This window comes from Rhodococcus ruitaii (assembly GCF_055230935.1).
This window is the reverse complement of the sequence record NZ_JBUYWC010000007.1, coordinates 290,506-308,008: the sequence shown is the minus strand read 5'-3', so window position 1 is coordinate 308,008 and position 17,503 is coordinate 290,506. Positions and strand designations below refer to the sequence as shown.

The following is a 17,503-nucleotide window of genomic DNA, read 5'->3' as shown; positions in this document are numbered from 1 at the left end:
GGTCAACCTCCTAAGTAGCTGGTGGACAGTGCTTCTTCGATCTCCGCTGGATCACCGGTGCGAACCACTCGGCCCTGCAACATGAGTCCGGCACTGGTGGCGATGGGAAGCACCGCCCGGGCGAACTGTTCCGCAACGAGAATCGAGACTCCCTCAGCGGCGAGCTCACCCACGATGTCGTAGATCTGCGAGACGATTCGAGGTGCCAGACCCATCGACAACTCGTCGAGCAACAAGACAGTCGGGTTGGTGCCCAACGCCCGCGACAGCGCGAGCATCTGTTGCTCGCCCCCGGACATGGACCCGGCCAGCTGGCCGCGTCGCTCACCGAGAATCGGGAATCGGGTGTAGGCGACCTCCTCGAGGTCTGCGAGTGGCACTCCGGTGCCGGTGGCGATCCACAGGTTCTCCCGCACCGACAGGTTCGGAAAAATCCCTCGCCCCTCGGGTATCGAGCAGACGCCCAATCGTGCCAGCTTCGCTGCCGAAGCCCCGTTCACGACGTGACCGGCCAGCCGGAGTTCCCCCGAGGTCACCGGATGGATTCCCGAACACACCTTCAGCGTCGTCGTCTTCCCGCCGCCGTTGGGGCCGAGCAACGCGACGACCGCTCCTGGCTCCACCACGAGATCGACACCGCGCAGGACTTCGATCGATCCGTACGCGGCCCGTACATCGACCAATTCGAGCAAGGGCTCGGTCGTCATACCGCTTCCTCCTCGGTTCCGATGTACGCGTTGATCACTGTCTGGTCATTCTTGATCTCGTCCGGCACTCCGCTCGCGAGGAGTGCACCGTAGTCGAGGACGTGAATCGTCGAGCACAACTTCATCACCAGCGGGATGTCGTGTTCGACAAGGCAGATCGCGAGCCCCTCGTCAGCCAGGCCGATGAGGAGTTCCGCGAACTCCTCGGTTTCCTGCTCGGTCTGGCCGGAGGCCGGCTCGTCGAGGAGCAGTACCCGTGGAGACGTCATCAGAGCCCGCGCAACCTCCACCACGCGGGCTCGACCGGTGGGGATGTCGGAGACGTCCTTGTCGGCGATGTCGGCCAGGCCGGTGAGTTCGAGCAGCCTGTCGGTCTCGGCTTCCACATCGATGCGTGCCCGGCTGTTGGCATTGTGGATGTCGCCGGCCACGCGCAGGTTGTCACGCACCGACAACGACACGAACAGTTCGAGACGCTGGAAAGTGCGGGCGAGACCGCGGCGAGCACGCTTGTACGGCGGAGCCGACGTGATGTCGCGACCGTCGAGGAACACCTTGCCTGCCGTCGGTTTCTGCAGACCGGTGATGGTGTTGAACAACGTGGTCTTACCGGCACCGTTCGGGCCCATCAGCCCGGTGATGGTGCCGCTCGCGATTCCGATGCTCACATCCTTGACGGCCTTGTTTCCACCGAATTGAACAGTGATACCTCGTGTTTCGAGTATCAGCGTGTCAGCCATTGGTGACCAGCTCCTTGTCGGTCCGTGCGGGAGGGTCCGCAAGGTACTCGGCGATACCGAGCTCGCGGTCGATCTCGTCGCGCACCCGCGCGCTGTATGGCTCATCGATACCCACACGTTCGGGGATCAGTGGTGCGCGTCGCTTTGCTTCCTCTGCTCCGAGAACCGCCTCGGGCATCAGCCATTGCCCGACGACCGGGAGCATGAACACGGTTGCGATGGTGATCGACGCGAACCACCAGTTGTCCAGGGCGCCCACCAGAGCGAGAAGATAGGACACCAGCACTACACCCGCTCCGCCGATGAGCACCGGCTTGGCGTTTGCGAGGTGACGGTACCCTTCGACCACCTGGTGGACGGTGCCACTGGGGTTGGCCGCGACACCGATACCTATCAGGGCCGGGCTCACCGCGGCGACATTGCCGAGGAAGTTCCACAGATCGGCGTGACCGGGTTGCGCCGCAGCAAGATTCGCGAACGAAGTCATGATGACTGCAAATCCGATGCCCGACATGATGCCGCCGAACAGCGCCCCGGAGACGTAGCCGATGCCCGCGACGACGGTGAGCATCAGCAGCGACAGGCTCACCATGATGGAGAAGCTCACACTGGACACCGATCCCATCGCGCTCGCCATGAACAGTCCACCGAGGCCGGCAATACCCGACGACAATGTGAACACGCCGAGTTTCAGGCGGACGAGGCTCTGCCCGAGCATCGCCGATGCTGCGGGGCTGTCCTTCATCGCTGCAAGCCGTCGACCGTATCCACTGTTGCGTAGGGCGATGACACCCACACCCAGCACCGCGAAGAGCACCGTCATGGTCATGAGGAACACGGTCTCGTTACGCAGATCGAGGGGCCCGACCCGCAACGGCGGAATCGCAATATTGCCGTCGGTGAAGATCGAGAACTCGATACCGAAGAGTTCGCGCTTCGTCGTATCGCGCAGCACCATGTTCGACAGGAACACACCGAACGCCATCGTTGCCAGCGCCAGATACAGACCTCGGAGACGCAGTGCCGGCAGGGCGATGAGACCGCCGATCACTGCTGCTGCAGCGACACCGAGCGCCACACCCCACAGGTTCAAGTGGGCGGCGAGCCCCGCTCCGGAGATCCCGAAGTGGAACGCGACAATCGTGGATATCGCCCCGAACGACACCGGTGCCAGGTTCATCTCCCCGGCGTACCCGGTCAGGAGTGTCAGCGACAGGGCGATGATGGCGAAGGTCATGCCGATCGTCAGGGTGGTGACCGAGGACGTCACCATGAGCAATTGTATGGCGTACACGATGACCACCAGGGCCACGGCCCATGCGACGGCCTTCCGCACCGATGGCACATGATAGCGCTCACGGGTGCGGGTGACCGCGCCGCGCAGGCGATCCTGCGGCAGCACGATCAGCACGACGAACAGCGCGATCATCGGCAACGACACGCGGAAGTTCGACGTCCAGTTCCACGAGGTCGGGAAGTAGGCAAGCACGTAGGTGGCGGCCAGGCCCAGGAAGATCGCTCCGGCGAATGTGCGCGGAATGCTGCGAAGCCGGCCGAACATTGCTGCAGCGAACGCATCGATGACGAGCAGCGTCAACATATTCGCTTCGAGGGTGCCTCCGGTGATGGGAGTGATCAAGATTCCGGCGAGCACCGCGAGGGTCGATCCCATCACCCACGAGAGCGCGGCAAGACGATCCGGGTCGTGTCCGTTGAGCCGCAACAGATCCGGGTCGTCGACGACGCCCCGCATCGCGACACCCGAGCGGGTGCGGGTGAACATGATGCGCAGGCCCACCGCGATGAGAATCGCGACAGCGATGCAGATCAGTTCGTGGTAGCGGATGCTGAGACCGGCGATCTCGATTCCGTTGCGGTCACCGAAGAACATCGCCATGGTGCGTGGCTCTTCCGGATGCCAGAACCAGTGCGAGACTGCGACCATGCCGAGCAGGATCGAGACGGTGACGACGATCTTCGTCACCTCGGCGGTGTCGCGCATGCCGCGCATGATCACGGCGTAGAGGAACAAGCCCATGAGCGGGCCGAGAATGCCGAGCACGATCAGCAAGGCCACCGGGGTGGGGAGGCCCCAGCCGACCTTGAACTGCCAGTAGGCGAACGCCCCGAGCATCGCCTGCGCTCCGTGCGCGAAGTTGAAGATGCCTGATGTGTTGTAGGTGAGGACGAGGCCCGATGCCGCGATCGCGTATACCGATCCGAGCACGAGCCCCAGAACGGTGAAGGTCAAGAAGGTGTCCATGCGAAAACCTCTGCTCGTCGGTGCCGGCGGCGCGTACGCCGCCGGCACCGGTCGTCATCGGATCAGGACGCCGGCCTGATGATGTTGGGATTCAGGTACTTCGTCGCGATACGGTCGGGCCCGAGATCCGTTCCCCAGGTGCTCGCGTCTGTGGCGACGAGGTACTTGTCGTCGCACTTGAAGGTGCCCGCCTCGGCCGGGAACGACTGCGAGAACTCCGAGCCGGTGAGCGCGGTGATGAGGCCGCACGTCGCCGGCATGTTGTTGCCCGGATCGGTCACGGCGTGCAGTCCGCCGGCATCCCACTCGTGGATCTGCGACAGTTCGTCGATCATGCACTGCCGAGTCAGATCCGAACCGCAGGCGTCGGCGGCCGTCGCCCACAGGAGGAACGACGATGCCGCCTGCATACCGAGCAGCGCGGTCTTGCCGCCCTGTGCTTCGAGGAGGTCGACGTATTCCTTGACGGCGGGAACGGTGTCGGCGCTCTCGATCATCTGGAACGTCATCCCGGCGTTCAGGTTGTCGAGCACACTTCCGTTCGCGCTGTTCCACTCGCGAACCGCGTCACCGTACCAAGTGGCCTCACCCATGAAGATGGGATCGATACCGACCTGGTCGAGCGCCTTGATGAAGTTGAACTCGGCGGGCACCGGCGACCGCGACGTCCACAGGCCCTTGACGCCACATTCCTTGTACTTCTCGGCGAACGGCACGTAACTGGACTCGCCCTCGTAGTTGAGGGTGACGCCACAGTTCTTCAGGTTGAAGCCCGCCGCCTCCGCAATCGAGCGGATCTTGGTGGTCGAGGTGATGATCGTCGGCATCGTGGAGTCGACGACGTCGAAGTCGTTCAGCATGTCGGGGTGCATTTCGGCCATCTGGAACCACTGCGACCCGTTGGCGTAGTCGACCGGGAACGGGACCCCTTGGAACGTCATGGGTCCGTTCGCCGCGTCGGGCGACACCGTGAATCCCGGGACGGCCGCGAGGTTGCACGCGACACGGGTCTGCTCGGAGGTCTGGTCCATCGCGAAGCCGTGCCCGACCATCATGAACTCTGCACCGCAGGCATTCTGCATGACGGCGTTCGCCTGGGTCATCGCGGCGTCGTATCGGGTACCGACGATTGTGCGGCCGTTGATACCGCCCTGCTCGTTGCACCAGTCGATCATGGCGGCGACGGCGTCACCCATCTCCTTGTTCAGACCCGGGCTCGCAACGTAGCCGGCGTCGTCGCCGTAGCCGATGCGGATCTCGGTGTCGGTGACGCCCTGATCCGTTCCCCCGGCGGCATCGCCTGCACCGCAGGGCGACTCGAGCGTTCCGAATTTCTCGGCGGTCGGAGCAGCGACTGCATCCGCAGCAGCAACCGGGGCGAGCCCGGAGGCGGACGGATCCGGGCCTCGATCCGACGCGCAGGCCGAGGTCACCACCATAGTGGCAGCCAGACCGGCCACCAGTTTGGCAGCAGAACTTCGTTTCACGATGTGGAGCTCCTTACTTCTCGAGCACGCCGAGAATGGCGAGGATCAGGACCTCGCGGCGGCATATCGGGGTGCCGAGAAAGTAGCCAGCGTCACGCATCGGAAATCCCGGACTCCCGGTCAGTGAGACTTCGAGGTGATTGCCGCCACACCTCACTCCCGGTCAGTGGTAACAATCACGCCATACGGGACGCAGAACGTGAGAGCGTCACCTCGCGAAGTTTGCACCCCACGGCGACACCGACGAAAGGCGATCGAAGTGACAGCACCAGCGGACGTCCAACAGATGCTGCAGAAGGTCGTATCCCAGCTGACAGGCCCCGGCGGACGGTTCGAGATCGCGGTGGAGGAGGTTCGTGGCAACCACATCCCGGTGATGGTCAATCGTGACCGGCGCATCGGCGATGTGATCGCAAAGTCGAAGGACTGGGGCGACCGCGACTACATCGTCACGGCCGACCGGCGTATCACTTTCGCGCAACACGCCGATGCGGTTGCGGCATTGGCTACAACTCTGCGCGACGAATACGGCGTCGGTAAGGGTGATCGGGTCGCGCTACTCGCTGCCAATACGCCGGAATGGATCATCACGTTCTGGGCGACGCAGGCGCTCGGGGCAATCTCCGTCGGACTCAACTCGTGGTGGGTGCCCGCCGAAATCGCCTACGGGGTCGACCTCGTGAAGCCGAAGGTGATCGTCGCTGACGCCAAGCGCGCCGCGCTGCTCGACAAGGCCGATGTGTCCGGGTTCGAGCTGCTCTCGATGGAAGAAGACGTGCCGCGCATCGTCGCCGCGGCAGCGGGCGCCGAACTCCCGGTCACCGACACCGCCGAAGACGACCCCGCAGTCATCCTGTTCACCAGCGGCACGAGCGGACGTCCCAAGGGTGCGGTGCACTCCCAGCGGAACCTGCTCGCCGTCATCGACTACCACCGGTTCAACGATGCGATGATGTCGGTCATGTACGGACGCTCGTACGACGACACCGTGCCGAGCGACCTCCGTTATCTCCTGGTATCACCGCTGTTCCACATCGCTAGCCTCCACAACCTCGCTGTTCCCCGGCTGGCCACGGGAAGCACCGTCGTCATGACCGAAGGTGCCTTCGACGTCGACAAGGTGTACACCTTGATCGAACGCGAGAAGGTCACCAACTGGGGCGCCGTCCCCACCATGGCTGCGCGCATGCTCGAGCACCAGGACTCCGACAAGTACGATCTGTCGTCGCTGACCGCGTTCGCGCTGGCGTCCGCACCGTCCTCCACAGCATTCAAGAAGCGACTGCAGGCGAGGTTCCCGTTCGCTCAGCAGGCCCTCGTCGACAGTTACGGCCTGACCGAATGCAGTACCGCCATCGCGGTGTCGACTGCACCCGAACTCGAAGCGTTCCCCGGCACGCTCGGCCGCCCGATCCTCACGGTGAGTATGGAGATCCGCGACCCGTTCGGCGAGAAGGTTGCCGACGGCGTCGAGGGCGAAATCTGCGTTCGTAGCCCGTTCGTGATGCTCGGCTACTGGGAGAACGCGGCCGCCACCGACGCCGCAATCACCTCCGACGGATGGCTACGAACCGGCGACTACGGCACCCTCGAGGATGGCCGGCTGCGTCTGACCGGACGCCGCTCGGATCTGATTCTTCGCGGCGGCGAAAACGTCTACCCGACCGAGATCGAGCAGACGCTCGACGAGCACCCCGCGGTCCAGGAATGTGCCGTGATCGGTGTCGACGACGAAGACCTCGGGCAAGAGGTGGCCGCGGTGGTGGTGCTGCGACCCGGCAGTGCGACCACCGAGGAAGACCTTCGAGACTTCCTGAAGGAACGACTGTCCTACTTCAAGATCCCGAAGACGTGGCGGATCACGCAGGATCTCCTGCCGCGCAACGCAACCGGCAAGGTAGTCCGGCGCGGTCTCAGCGTCTGACCATAGCCGCCACTGGAAAAGACAGATACGCGCCTTCGAAAGGCATGTATCTGTCTTTTCCGCGGTCACGAACGCGGGGAGTCGAGCCCAGCCGGCCCGTCGCTACCGAAGTACGCGAGCGGTTGCGCGACTTCCACCCGAACGATCGAGCCGACCTCGAAGCGCCTCGCCCCACGCACAGACGCGCGGACACTGATCGACGACTCGATATGGTTCACGGTCACGATCGACTCGGGACCGGAAAATACGACCGCGCTCACCTGAAACTGTCCGTCCGGTGCGGGCGTCAACGTCAGCTGCTCCGGCCGAACCAGGACTTCCCCGGTTTCGCGCCCCTCTCCGAGCACCGAGACCGTTCCGAAGACGGTCTCGGCGTGCGCGCCGGTGCGGGTCGCGGCAACGAATTGGGCTTCGCCGACGAAGGCCGCCACCTCACGCGTCACCGGCGTCCGGTACACCTGCTGGGGTTCGCCGATCTGCGCGCACCGCCCCTCGAGCAGTACCGCGACCCGGTCGGCTGACCCCATCGCCTCCGATTGATCGTGCGTGACCAGGATCGAGGCGACCTTCTGCTCACGCAGCAGTGCGCGAACGTCCGAGCGGATAGTGGCGCGCAGCCCGGCATCGAGAGCCGCGAAAGGCTCGTCCATCAGCAGGACCGCCGGCTTCGGTGCGAGCGCACGAGCGAGCGCGACGCGTTGCTGTTGCCCGCCGGAAAGCTCACGCGGCCGTGCGTCGATCGCGTGCGCCAGGCCCACCAACTCGAGCAACTCCTCCACCCGGGCGCGCCGGGCCTTGCGGTCTCCGAACATGGACCGCAGCGAGGGGCGCACCAAACCGAAACCCACGTTGCGTCCGACGCTCAGGTGCGGGAACAACCCGCCTTCCTGTGGCATCAACCCGATCTTCCGATGTTCGGGCAGCACGTGCACACGCGGTGGGTGATCGATCATCCTCTCCCCCAGCATGATCGATCCGGAATCTACTCTGTGCAGCCCCGCGATCGAGCGCAACAGGGTGGTTTTTCCACACCCGGACGGACCGAGCACCGCAAGCATCTCACCGCGCTCGACCTGAAACGAGATGCCCTCGAGGACTCGTGTGTGGCCGTACGACGCGCCGACTCCGGACACCGACAACACGTTCATTTCGGGACCCCGGTCATTTCAGGACGCAGTTCAAGACCCTCTGCCGCTGCGGGTCCACTCACCGAGCGTCCCCTGATCACTCGCCCGAGGACGAATGTCGGGAGTGCGGACACCAGAATCAGGGCAAGCGCATACGGCGCCGCCTCTCCGTACTTGAACACCTGGGCGGTCGACCACAGTTCGGTTGCCAAGGTATCGACCCCTCTCGGTCGGAGCATCAGCGTTGCCGGTAGTTCTTTTGCGACGGTGAGGAACACCAACGCCGCACCGGCGGTGATTGCCGGCGCGGCGATGGGTATCGTCACCCTGAGATCCGTCCGGATCCGCCCGGATCCCAGGACCCGCGATGCGTCTTCGAGCACCCGGGGCGACGCATCGATCGCAGATCGGGTGCTACCCACTGCAAGAGGAAGAAACAGCACGACGTATGCCAGGATCAGCAGCGTGGTGGTCTGATAGATCGACGGCAGGAATCTGATTCCCAGGAAGACGACGGCAAGACCTACGGTGATGCCAGGAAGTCCGTGCGCTACATAAGTCGAGATCTCGGCCATCCGCGCCGCAGGGGACGACGATCGCGCCGCGAACAAGGCAACGGGGAAGGCCAGCACGGTCACGACAACGGCCGCGGTCGCCGACAATTCCACCGTCTTGACCGTCGTGGCGAATACGTCGGACCAGTCGATCGTGAACCGAATCGAGCGCACCAGCCAACGAATGAGCCCAGCAAGCGGCACCAGCACCGATATCGTGAGGACACCCACCGCGCACAAGAAGGCGGGAATCTTCCACCGCCCCAGCCGCACCGGCTCGACATGGCGCGGCGTCCCCGACCCCACGCGAGCGGTCGCCCCGCGTCGCGCCCACCGTTCGAGCAAGGTGCATACGAGTGCCAGCACCACGAGAACCAACCCGAGGATTGCGGCGGCGGTGCGGTCGAACCCCCCGCGGTACGCGTTGTAGATCCCGAGGGTGAATGCCTCGTATCGCATGAGGGCCACTGCACCGAAGTCGCTGAGGGTGTAGAGCGAGGCGAGCAACGCCCCCGCCGCGGCAGCCGGGGCAACGCGACGCAACTCCACGGTGAGCACCGTCCACATCTGGCTGCGCCCCAGCGTGCGCGCCACCTCGGACATCCCCGGATCGGCAGTTGCCAGAGCCGCGGATACCGGCAGCATCACCAAAGGGAAGCACGACGCGGTGAGCACCAGCGCAGCACCGGGGAAACCCGCCAGCGAGGGAAACTGGGATATCCACGCGTATCCCGCGACGTATGAGGGAATCGCCAGCGGAGTGGTGAGTGCGACCGCGAAGAAGCGCCGCATCGGCAGGTCGGTTCGTGTGGTCAGCCACGCAAGTCCCACGCCGAGCGCCACACAGGCAAGCGCCACGACGACGGTCAGCATGACACTCCGCACCATCAAGTCGAAGGTTCGCTGCCTGAACAGCAGCCCCCATGCTTTCTCCGTGCCACCGTCGAACGCCCTGATCACCAGGTAACACAGTGGCGTCAGGGCGAGCAGCGCGACGGCTGACGCGGCCGCCCCCAGTACGGGACGGCCACGCAGGAATCCGACCAAGCTAGATCATCCCCACCTCGGTGAGCAGAGCCTGGGTCTGCTCCAACGACGACAACTGCCCCAGGTCCATGTCCGACGCGCCGAGATCGCCGATCGGCGGCAGGTCGTACTCCGAGACGACTCCGGCGATCACCGGGTATTCGGCCGTCTCGTTCGCGAAGTAGGTCTGTGCCTCCTCGGAGAGCAGCGCGCGCAAGAAGTCCTCGGCCGCCGCCGTGTTGTCGGACACCGCGACGATGCCCGCGCCCGCGACGTTCACCAATGCGCCGGGGTCCCCGGGCTCGAAGTAGTGCAGCTGCACCGACGCAGCGTCGCCGCGCTCCTCGACGAACGGATACCAGTAGTAGTGATTCGTCAGCCCGGCCGCGACCTGACCGTCGTCGACCCCCACCATCAGCGGGCCGTTGCCTTCGAACGCGACCGGTTCGTTGGCGAGGAATGCTTCGAGCCACTGCCGGGCGGCATCCTCACCGCGTTGCACTCGCAACGCGGTGACGAATGCCTGGAATGATGCGTTGGTCGGCGCGTACCCGATCTGCCCGCGCCAGCGCGGATCGAGCAGACCGTCGATCCCGTCCGGCAATTCGTCGGCCTGCACCAGGTCGGGGTTGTACGCCAATACGCGGGCACGCGCGGAGGTGGCCACCCACGTACCGTCCGCGCCGCGATACTGCTCGGGTACGAGGGCAAGGATGTCGTCGGGAAGCGGGGCGAGTGCGCCGGCCTCGTCGAGCGCACCCAACGCTCCCGCATCCTGGCCGATGAACACATCGGCCGGGGAGGCCGCACCCTCCTCGAGGATCTTCGCAGCCTGCGCATTGGTGTTACCGGAGTAGTCGACTTCGATGGCCGCGTCGACCTGCTCTCCGACCTGCTCGATCAATGGATCCACAAGATCTTCGTCGCGCCCGGAGTAGACGACGAGCGTCGACGCGGCGTCTGCCTCGGTGGCGGGTTCCTCTGCTGTGTCGGACGAACTACATGCAACCAACCCGAGAGCCAGCGCAGCGCTGCAGGTCAGCACACTCATCCTGCGAATCAAGGTCATCGGTACTCCACTTGTTGTGCGGGATCCGAAAACGGATATTTTGGGCACAAATGTAACCTATGAAACTCAGCCTTACCTTCACTCGGGCCCTGTGGGGCTTCGAGTCGGTCGACCGACTACCGAAGCCCGAACAGCGCGGCGGCGTTGTCGTGGCACACCTCGCGCAACCAGGCAGAATCCGGCGCGACCCTCTCGAGCGCGTCGAGCTGGTGGACGTACGCGTACGGAATGTTCGGGAAATCGCTTCCCAGAAGGATCCTCGACCGGAGCGCGTCGAGTCGGCCCAGTTCCCGTTCGGGGAACGGCATATCTGCCTCGACGAAGTCCGTGAACGCCATCGTCGTGTCGAGATACACGCGCGGATACTCGTCCACGAGCTCGAGGAAGCCGGCGTATTCCGGCATACCCATGTGGGCGACGATCACGGTCAGTCGCGGGTACCGGCGCATCAGCTCGCGCATCGGCCCCGGACCGGTGTGCGTTCCGGGCACCGGCCCCGAGCCGCAATGCACGACGATCGGGAGCCCTGCCTCCTCGAGCAGTCCCCACACGTTCTTCAACTGCGGGTCGAGTGGCGAGTAGTCACCGACCTGAATATGTGATTTGAACACGACCGCGCCGGACGAGAGTGCGTCGGCGACATAGGACGCCGCACCGGGCTCCGGATAGAACGTCGCAGTATGCAAACAGTCCGGTGTGCGGGCGGCAAAATCGGCCGACCACGCATTGAGCCACGCCGCCATCTCCGGCCGATGCGGGTAGAGCATCGACGTGAAGTACCGGACACCGAACGCGCGCAGTTGTGCGACGCGCTCGTCCTCGGAGTGCCGATAGGTGATGGGCCAGGTCCGGCCGACGAGGGGGCCCGCCGTGTCGAAATAGTGCCAGACCTTGTCCAAGACGGCCTTGGGCATGAAGTGGGTATGCACGTCGATGAGCTGCTCGATGCCGTGTCGTCGACGGAACTGCGCCACCTGTTCGATTTCGTTCACGTCGCGACCGTACCGACGGTGAGCAGGCACTGAGCCCCGTACCGCCCGGATCAGAGAAACCCCAGTTCAGAGCTGAAACCCGACCCGACACTCACACCCTCAATGAATTAGGTTACGCTAACCATCTTATAAGGTGTCCCAATTGCCTTATCCGTTCCCTGTTACCTCACAGCAAGGAAGACGATGACCGCCTCCCGTCTGTACCGGGGCGCCGTGCTCGGCACATTGGCAGCCCTGGCCCTGACCGCATGTTCGAGCACCCCCGCGACCGAGTCGTCCGACGACACCGCCACCACTGTCACGGTCGAAGACAACTTCGGTACGCAGACGGTCACCGTGCCGCCGCAATCTGTGGTCGCCACCGACAACAGCACGTTCGAGACACTCGACACGTGGGGCATTCCGCTCACCGCGGCGGCGGTCTCGCTGATGCCGAACACCATCTCCTACACCGAGGACGACAGCATCATCGATCTGGGCTCGCATCGTGAGCCCAACCTCGAAGCCGTCGTCGCCGCCGACCCCGACCTGATCATCAACGGTGGCCGATTCGGCCAGTTCCGCGAGCAGTTCCAGGATCTCGCGCCGGACGCCACTCTCGTCGAGGTCGCTCCGCGCGACGGTGAGGACTTCGAGAGCGAACTCAAGCGCGGCACCACGGTGCTCGGCGAGATCTTCGCCAAGGAAGTCGAGGCGCAGGCCCTCAACGAGGCGTTCGACGAGTCGATCGCCCGGGTTCAGGCCGCATACTCCACCGATCAGTCGGTGATGGGCCTCATCGTCTCCGGCGGCCAGATCGGCTACGTCGCCCCGAGCAACGGCCGCACCATCGGCCCCATGTTCGACATCTTCGGCCTCACCCCCGCCCTCGAGGTACCCGAAGGTAGCGACGACCACCAGGGTGACGACATCTCCGTCGAAGCCATCGCAGCATCCAATCCGGACCTGATCATCGTCATGGACCGCGACGCCGGCACCTCCACCGGTGGTGGACCCGACTACGTCCCGGCCACCACGGTGATCGACGAGTCGCAGGCACTGCAGAACGTGACGGCAATCCAGGAGGGCAACGTCATCTACCTGCCGGCCGACACCTACACCAACGAGAGCATCCAGACGTACACGGAGTTCTTCAACTCTCTCGCAGATCTGCTCGAGCAGAACAACGAGCAGAGCGAAGCGGACAACTGACTCGGCGTCGTGTGCCGTGGGCCCGCCTCGCGGCAGGCCCACGGCCGGCATGCCGGCACAAGCAGAGCGGCAAACCATGACCACGGAAACCCAGTCCTCCCGAACCCCGGACAAACTGTTCGACTGGAAGCTCCTACTCGGCTTCCTCGGAGTCGGGATCCTGTTGATCGCGTCGCTGTTCACCGGGGTGTTCGACCTCAGCGGCGAGGGTGGCTGGGAAATGTTCGGCATCACCCGGATTCCCCGCACGATTGCGCTGGTGCTGGCCGGTGCTGCGATGGCGATGTCCGGGCTCGTCATGCAGTTGCTCACCCAGAACCGATTCGTGGAACCGACCACCACCGGCACCACCGAGTGGGCGGGGCTGGGCCTGCTGATCATGCTGATCGTCGCCCCCACCGCGGGTCTTCTGCCCCGCATGATCGGCGCCATCGTTGCCGCCTTCATCGGGACGATGATCTTCTTCCTGTTCCTGCGGCGGGTACAGCTGTCGTCGTCACTGATCGTCCCGATCGTCGGAATCATGCTCGGCGCGGTCGTCGGCTCCATCACCACATACATCGCTCTGTCGACCGACAAACTGCAGAGCCTCGGCATCTGGTTCGCCGGGAGTTTCACCTCCATCATCCGGGGCCAATACGAAGTGCTCTGGATCGTCGCGATCGTCGCAGTGGTGGTGTTCGTCGTCGCTGACCGGCTCACCGTCGCCGGTCTCGGCGAGGACGTGGCCACCAACGTCGGCCTGAACTACAACCGCATCATCCTTCTGGGAACGGGGCTCATCGCCATCGCCACCGGAGTGGTCACCGTCGTGGTGGGCGCCCTCCCGTTCCTCGGGCTCATCGTCCCCAATATCGTCTCGATCTTCCGTGGCGACGATCTGCGCAGCAACCTTCCCTGGGTGTGTCTGCTCGGCATCGCCATTGTGACGGTCTGCGACCTCATCGGCCGGACGATCATCATGCCGTTCGAGGTTCCGGTGTCCCTCATCCTGGGCGTCGTCGGGTCCGTCGTCTTCATCGCCCTGCTTCTCCGGAGTCGCCGCAATGCCTGAGACCACCGTCGAGTCGATCTCCCCAACTGCGGTGGAAGCCGAACGCTCGGGGTCCGGGGCATTCGCAACCGCACGCCAGCGCCGCCGCTACTGGATTCTCGTCACCGTTCTCGCGCTTCTCTCGGTCGTGATCGCCGTCGGGATCGTGACCTGGAACAACCCCGTGCCTTTCGGAACGGCAGGCTTCTGGCGCATCACGCAGATGCGCGCGACCAATCTGATCGTGATCGCGATCGTCGTCGTGTGCCAGGCCGTCGCGACGGTCTCGTTCCAGTCGGCGACGAACAACCGCATCATCACCCCGTCGATCATGGGGTTCGAAGCACTCTACGTCGCGATCCAGACGGCCGCGGTGTTCTTCCTCGGCGCGGTCGGGGTGACGCTGTTCCAAGGCGTAGCGCAGTTCGCCCTCATGGTCGTCCTGATGGTCGGATTCTCACTGATGCTCTACGGCTGGTTGCTGTCTGGAAAGTACGGGAACATCCAAGTGATGCTGCTGATCGGCATCATTCTCGGTGGCGGTCTCGGCTCCGTAGCAACCTTCATGCAGCGCATGCTCACCCCCAGTGAGTTCGACATCCTCACCGCCAAACTGTTCGGGTCGGTGTCGAACGCAGATGCGTCCTACCTGCCGTTGGCGATCCCCCTGTGTGTCCTGTCGGCCGGCGCACTGTGGTGGCGTTCCCGCAGGCTGAACGTCATCGCGCTGGGCAAGGACACGACCACCAACCTCGGGCTGGACCATCGCCGCGAGATCATGCTCGTCCTGTTTCTCGTCTCGATCCTCATGGCCACCACCACCGCGCTCGTCGGCCCGCTGACGTTTCTCGGATTCCTCGTCGCCACGCTGGCCTACCAGTTCGCGACCACCCACGATCATCGCTTCGTGTTTCCGGTAGCCATCCTGACCGGGTTCGTCATCCTGGGCGGCGCCTACTTCATCCTGAAGAACATCTTCTACGCCGAAGGCGCCGTGTCCATCATCATCGAGGCCGTCGGCGGCACGGCCTTCCTCTATGTGATCCTCCGGAAGGGCAGACTGTGATCGAGATCAAGGGACTTCGCAAGGAGTACAGCAGCACGGTCACGATCGGCGAGATCGACCTGACCATTCCCGCGGGCGGTATCACGGCACTGGTCGGACCGAACGGTGCCGGCAAGTCGACAATGCTGACGATCGTGGGCCGACTGCTCGGCGCCGACGCCGGCACCATCGAAATCGCCGGCTACGACGTGTCCAGCACCAAATCGAAGGACCTCGCGAAGATCATCTCGATCCTCCGCCAGGAGAACCACTTCGTGACCCGCCTGACGGTGCGGCAACTCGTCGGCTTCGGGCGGTTCCCGCACTCGAAAGGCCGGCTCACCCGCACGGACGAAGAGGCGATCACCCAGGCCATCGAATTCTTCGGACTCACCGACCTCGAACACCGCTACCTGGACCAGCTCTCCGGCGGACAGCGGCAACGCGCCTACGTGGCGATGGTGCTGTGTCAGGACACCGACTACATCCTGCTCGACGAACCGCTGAACAACCTGGACATGAAGCACTCGGTCCAGATGATGAAGCACCTCCAGAAGGTCGCCGTCGAACTCGGGCGCACGGTGGTCATCGTGCTCCACGACATCAATTTCGCCGGCCACTACGCCGACCGCATCTGTGCAATGAAGAACGGCAAGGTCGTGGAGTTCGGGCCCCCCGAGGAGATACTGGTGGACGACGTCCTCACGGGTGTGTTCGATACCCCCGTCACCTGTGTCGAAGGGCCGAACGGGCGCCTCGCCGTCTACTACTGATTCCAGACCGGCATCGTCAGAACAGCGTCATTTCGACGTCTCCGGCGGGAGAGACCTTCCGCGGCTCGGCTGCTGCCGATGCGACCTTCGGGACCTCGATCGGACCCGGCCGGGCGGCGGCCTCACGTGCCGCTTCACCGGCGAGCTTGTCGGCGACCTCGTTGAAGTGATTGCCGACGTGTCCGCGCACCCAGCGGAACCGCACGGGCCCCGTGCGCTCGGCGATCTCGCGGTCGATGTCGCGGACCAGGTCGAGGTTCTTCACCGGGGCACCCGTCGCCGTCTTCCAGCCCTTGCGTTTCCAGCCGGGCAGCCATTCGGACGCACACTTGATGGCGTATTGGGAATCGGATTCGATGATCATCGGATCGGGACCAGGGTGTGCGCGAAGCGCTTCGAGCAGTGCCCGCAACTCTGCGATCTGATTGGTGCCGGACCGCTCTCCCCCCGATGCACTGGGGCCTTCGTGATTGACCCACGCCCACCCGATGGCGCCGCCGGGATTGCGTAAACAGGATCCGTCGGTGCTCACGATGATCATGCCGCGACCATAGCCTTTCCGTCCGACACCGTCTAAACCCGAGTTCCGTTCACGGGTACTGTCATTTGGTGCCCACGTCCACGTTCACCACGGACACTCGTATAAGAGTGCCATGGCCCGTCGACCTCGTGTCGACGCTGCGGCCACTCCAGCGTGGCGCGTGGGATCCGTGTCATCGCATCGACGGCGCCGCCGTGTGGCGGGTGTCCCGGATGGAGTCCGGTCCGGTGACGTACCGCCTGGCCCAGGACGGCCCGAACGGAGCACGCGCACAACTGTGGGGTCCGGGTGCGGCAGAACTGCACGAACAGCTTCCCGCACTACTCGGCGCACACGACGACCCGTCCGGCTTCGCACCCGAACATCCCGTGCTCGTCGAGGCCCACCGGCAACTGCCTGCGCTGAGGATCACGCGCACCGGACGTGTCTTCGAATCGCTCATCCCGGCCATCCTCGAACAACGGGTGCACGGCGTTGCGGCGTTCGCATCGTGGCGTCGCCTCGTCACCCGATTCGGCGAACCCGCCCCGGGCCCCGCACCGACAGGTATGTGCGTTCCGCCGAGCGCCCAGGTGTGGCGTCGTATCCCGTCGTGGGAATTCCACAAGGCGAACGTCGACCCCGCCCGGGCACGCACGATCGTGCGGTGCGCGCAGCTCGCCGACCGTCTCGAGCGCCTGTGCGACGACACCCCGGACGAAGCCCAACGGAAACTGAGGACCCTGCCGGGGATCGGAGCGTGGACCGCCGCCGAGGTCGCGCAACGCGCGTTCGGCGACGCCGACGCACTGTCCGTGGGCGACTATCACCTGGCGAACGTCGTCGGCTGGTCGCTGCTCGGCGGACCGCTCGACGACGAAGGCATGGTCGAGTACCTCGAACCCCTACGCCCACATCGTTATCGGGCGGTGCGCTTGATCGCGGCATCCGGTGGGTACTCCCGAGTGCCGAAACGCGGGCCGCGCACGCCCATCACGGACCACCGCGGACGGTGACAGGGACGCGCCTCACGGAACTTTCGTCCCCGGCGC

Annotated in this window: 15 protein-coding genes; 6 read left to right on the top strand and 9 right to left on the bottom strand. The window is 64.6% G+C overall.

Annotated elements, in window-relative coordinates; all coding sequences use genetic code 11:
* Positions 1 to 2: 2 nt before the first annotated feature.
* The 4 genes from ACZI8W_RS11215 to ACZI8W_RS11200 form a co-directional block, all read right to left on the bottom strand.
* Positions 3 to 707, bottom strand: coding sequence for an ABC transporter ATP-binding protein (locus ACZI8W_RS11215; RefSeq protein WP_463368565.1), 705 nt, complete (start codon positions 705 to 707; stop codon positions 3 to 5).
* On the bottom strand, positions 704 to 1,447 hold the full coding sequence (locus ACZI8W_RS11210) for an ABC transporter ATP-binding protein (protein ID WP_463368564.1): 744 nt from the start codon (positions 1,445 to 1,447) through the stop codon (positions 704 to 706). Before ACZI8W_RS11210 ends, ACZI8W_RS11215 begins: the two co-directional genes overlap by 4 nt.
* Positions 1,440 to 3,710: an ABC transporter permease gene (locus ACZI8W_RS11205; RefSeq protein ID WP_463368563.1), complete on the bottom strand. Its 2,271-nt coding sequence runs from the start codon at positions 3,708 to 3,710 to the stop codon at positions 1,440 to 1,442. Before ACZI8W_RS11205 ends, ACZI8W_RS11210 begins: the two co-directional genes overlap by 8 nt.
* Positions 3,711 to 3,772: 62 nt before the next feature.
* On the bottom strand, positions 3,773 to 5,149 hold the full coding sequence (locus ACZI8W_RS11200) for an ABC transporter substrate-binding protein (protein WP_463368609.1): 1,377 nt from the start codon (positions 5,147 to 5,149) through the stop codon (positions 3,773 to 3,775).
* 307 nt (positions 5,150 to 5,456) lie between these two features.
* On the opposite strand from ACZI8W_RS11200, the gene casG reads away from it, so the two are divergent.
* Positions 5,457 to 7,121: a steroid-24-oyl-CoA synthetase gene (gene casG, locus ACZI8W_RS11195; RefSeq protein ID WP_463368562.1), complete on the top strand. Its 1,665-nt coding sequence runs from the start codon at positions 5,457 to 5,459 to the stop codon at positions 7,119 to 7,121.
* 65 nt (positions 7,122 to 7,186) lie between these two features.
* Here casG and ACZI8W_RS11190 read toward each other — a convergent pair whose 3' ends face one another.
* From ACZI8W_RS11190 to ACZI8W_RS11175, 4 genes are all read right to left on the bottom strand, one after another.
* Positions 7,187 to 8,269 carry an ABC transporter ATP-binding protein gene (locus ACZI8W_RS11190; protein WP_463368561.1) on the bottom strand — a complete coding sequence of 361 codons (1,083 nt, stop codon included), beginning with the start codon at positions 8,267 to 8,269 and terminating at the stop codon, positions 7,187 to 7,189.
* Positions 8,266 to 9,792 (bottom strand): ABC transporter permease, encoded by a 1,527-nt coding sequence (locus tag ACZI8W_RS11185; protein ID WP_463368608.1) that lies wholly within the window; start codon positions 9,790 to 9,792, stop codon positions 8,266 to 8,268. Before ACZI8W_RS11185 ends, ACZI8W_RS11190 begins: the two co-directional genes overlap by 4 nt.
* Positions 9,793 to 9,850: 58 nt before the next feature.
* Entirely contained in the window at positions 9,851 to 10,897 is a 1,047-nt protein-coding gene (locus ACZI8W_RS11180) for an iron ABC transporter substrate-binding protein (RefSeq protein WP_463368560.1), read from the bottom strand.
* 116 nt (positions 10,898 to 11,013) lie between these two features.
* Complete coding sequence (locus ACZI8W_RS11175; RefSeq protein WP_463368559.1) at positions 11,014 to 11,889, bottom strand: amidohydrolase family protein; 876 nt, start codon at positions 11,887 to 11,889, stop codon at positions 11,014 to 11,016.
* 183 nt (positions 11,890 to 12,072) lie between these two features.
* On the opposite strand from ACZI8W_RS11175, the gene ACZI8W_RS11170 reads away from it, so the two are divergent.
* From ACZI8W_RS11170 to ACZI8W_RS11155, 4 genes are all read left to right on the top strand, one after another.
* Positions 12,073 to 13,080, top strand: a complete 1,008-nt coding sequence (locus ACZI8W_RS11170; protein WP_463368558.1) for a siderophore ABC transporter substrate-binding protein — start codon at positions 12,073 to 12,075, stop codon at positions 13,078 to 13,080.
* Between the two features lie 76 nt (positions 13,081 to 13,156).
* The gene (locus ACZI8W_RS11165; RefSeq protein WP_463368557.1) at positions 13,157 to 14,134 is read left to right on the top strand and encodes an ABC transporter permease; all 978 of its coding nucleotides are present in this window, start codon (positions 13,157 to 13,159) and stop codon (positions 14,132 to 14,134) included.
* On the top strand, positions 14,127 to 15,179 hold the full coding sequence (locus ACZI8W_RS11160; RefSeq protein WP_463368556.1) for an iron chelate uptake ABC transporter family permease subunit: 1,053 nt from the start codon (positions 14,127 to 14,129) through the stop codon (positions 15,177 to 15,179). Before ACZI8W_RS11165 ends, ACZI8W_RS11160 begins: the two co-directional genes overlap by 8 nt.
* Positions 15,176 to 15,931: an iron ABC transporter ATP-binding protein gene (locus ACZI8W_RS11155; protein ID WP_463368555.1), complete on the top strand. Its 756-nt coding sequence runs from the start codon at positions 15,176 to 15,178 to the stop codon at positions 15,929 to 15,931. The genes ACZI8W_RS11160 and ACZI8W_RS11155 overlap by 4 nt, the downstream gene beginning before the upstream one ends.
* A 16-nt stretch (positions 15,932 to 15,947) precedes the next feature.
* Here ACZI8W_RS11155 and ACZI8W_RS11150 read toward each other — a convergent pair whose 3' ends face one another.
* A complete protein-coding gene (locus tag ACZI8W_RS11150; RefSeq protein ID WP_463368554.1) occupies positions 15,948 to 16,472 on the bottom strand; it encodes a ribonuclease H family protein in 525 nt (174 codons plus the stop codon).
* A gap of 68 nt (positions 16,473 to 16,540) precedes the next feature.
* Between ACZI8W_RS11150 and ACZI8W_RS11145 the strand changes: the two genes are divergently transcribed.
* Positions 16,541 to 17,467 (top strand): DNA-3-methyladenine glycosylase family protein, encoded by a 927-nt coding sequence (locus ACZI8W_RS11145; protein ID WP_463368553.1) that lies wholly within the window; start codon positions 16,541 to 16,543, stop codon positions 17,465 to 17,467.
* Positions 17,468 to 17,503 lie beyond the last annotated feature (36 nt).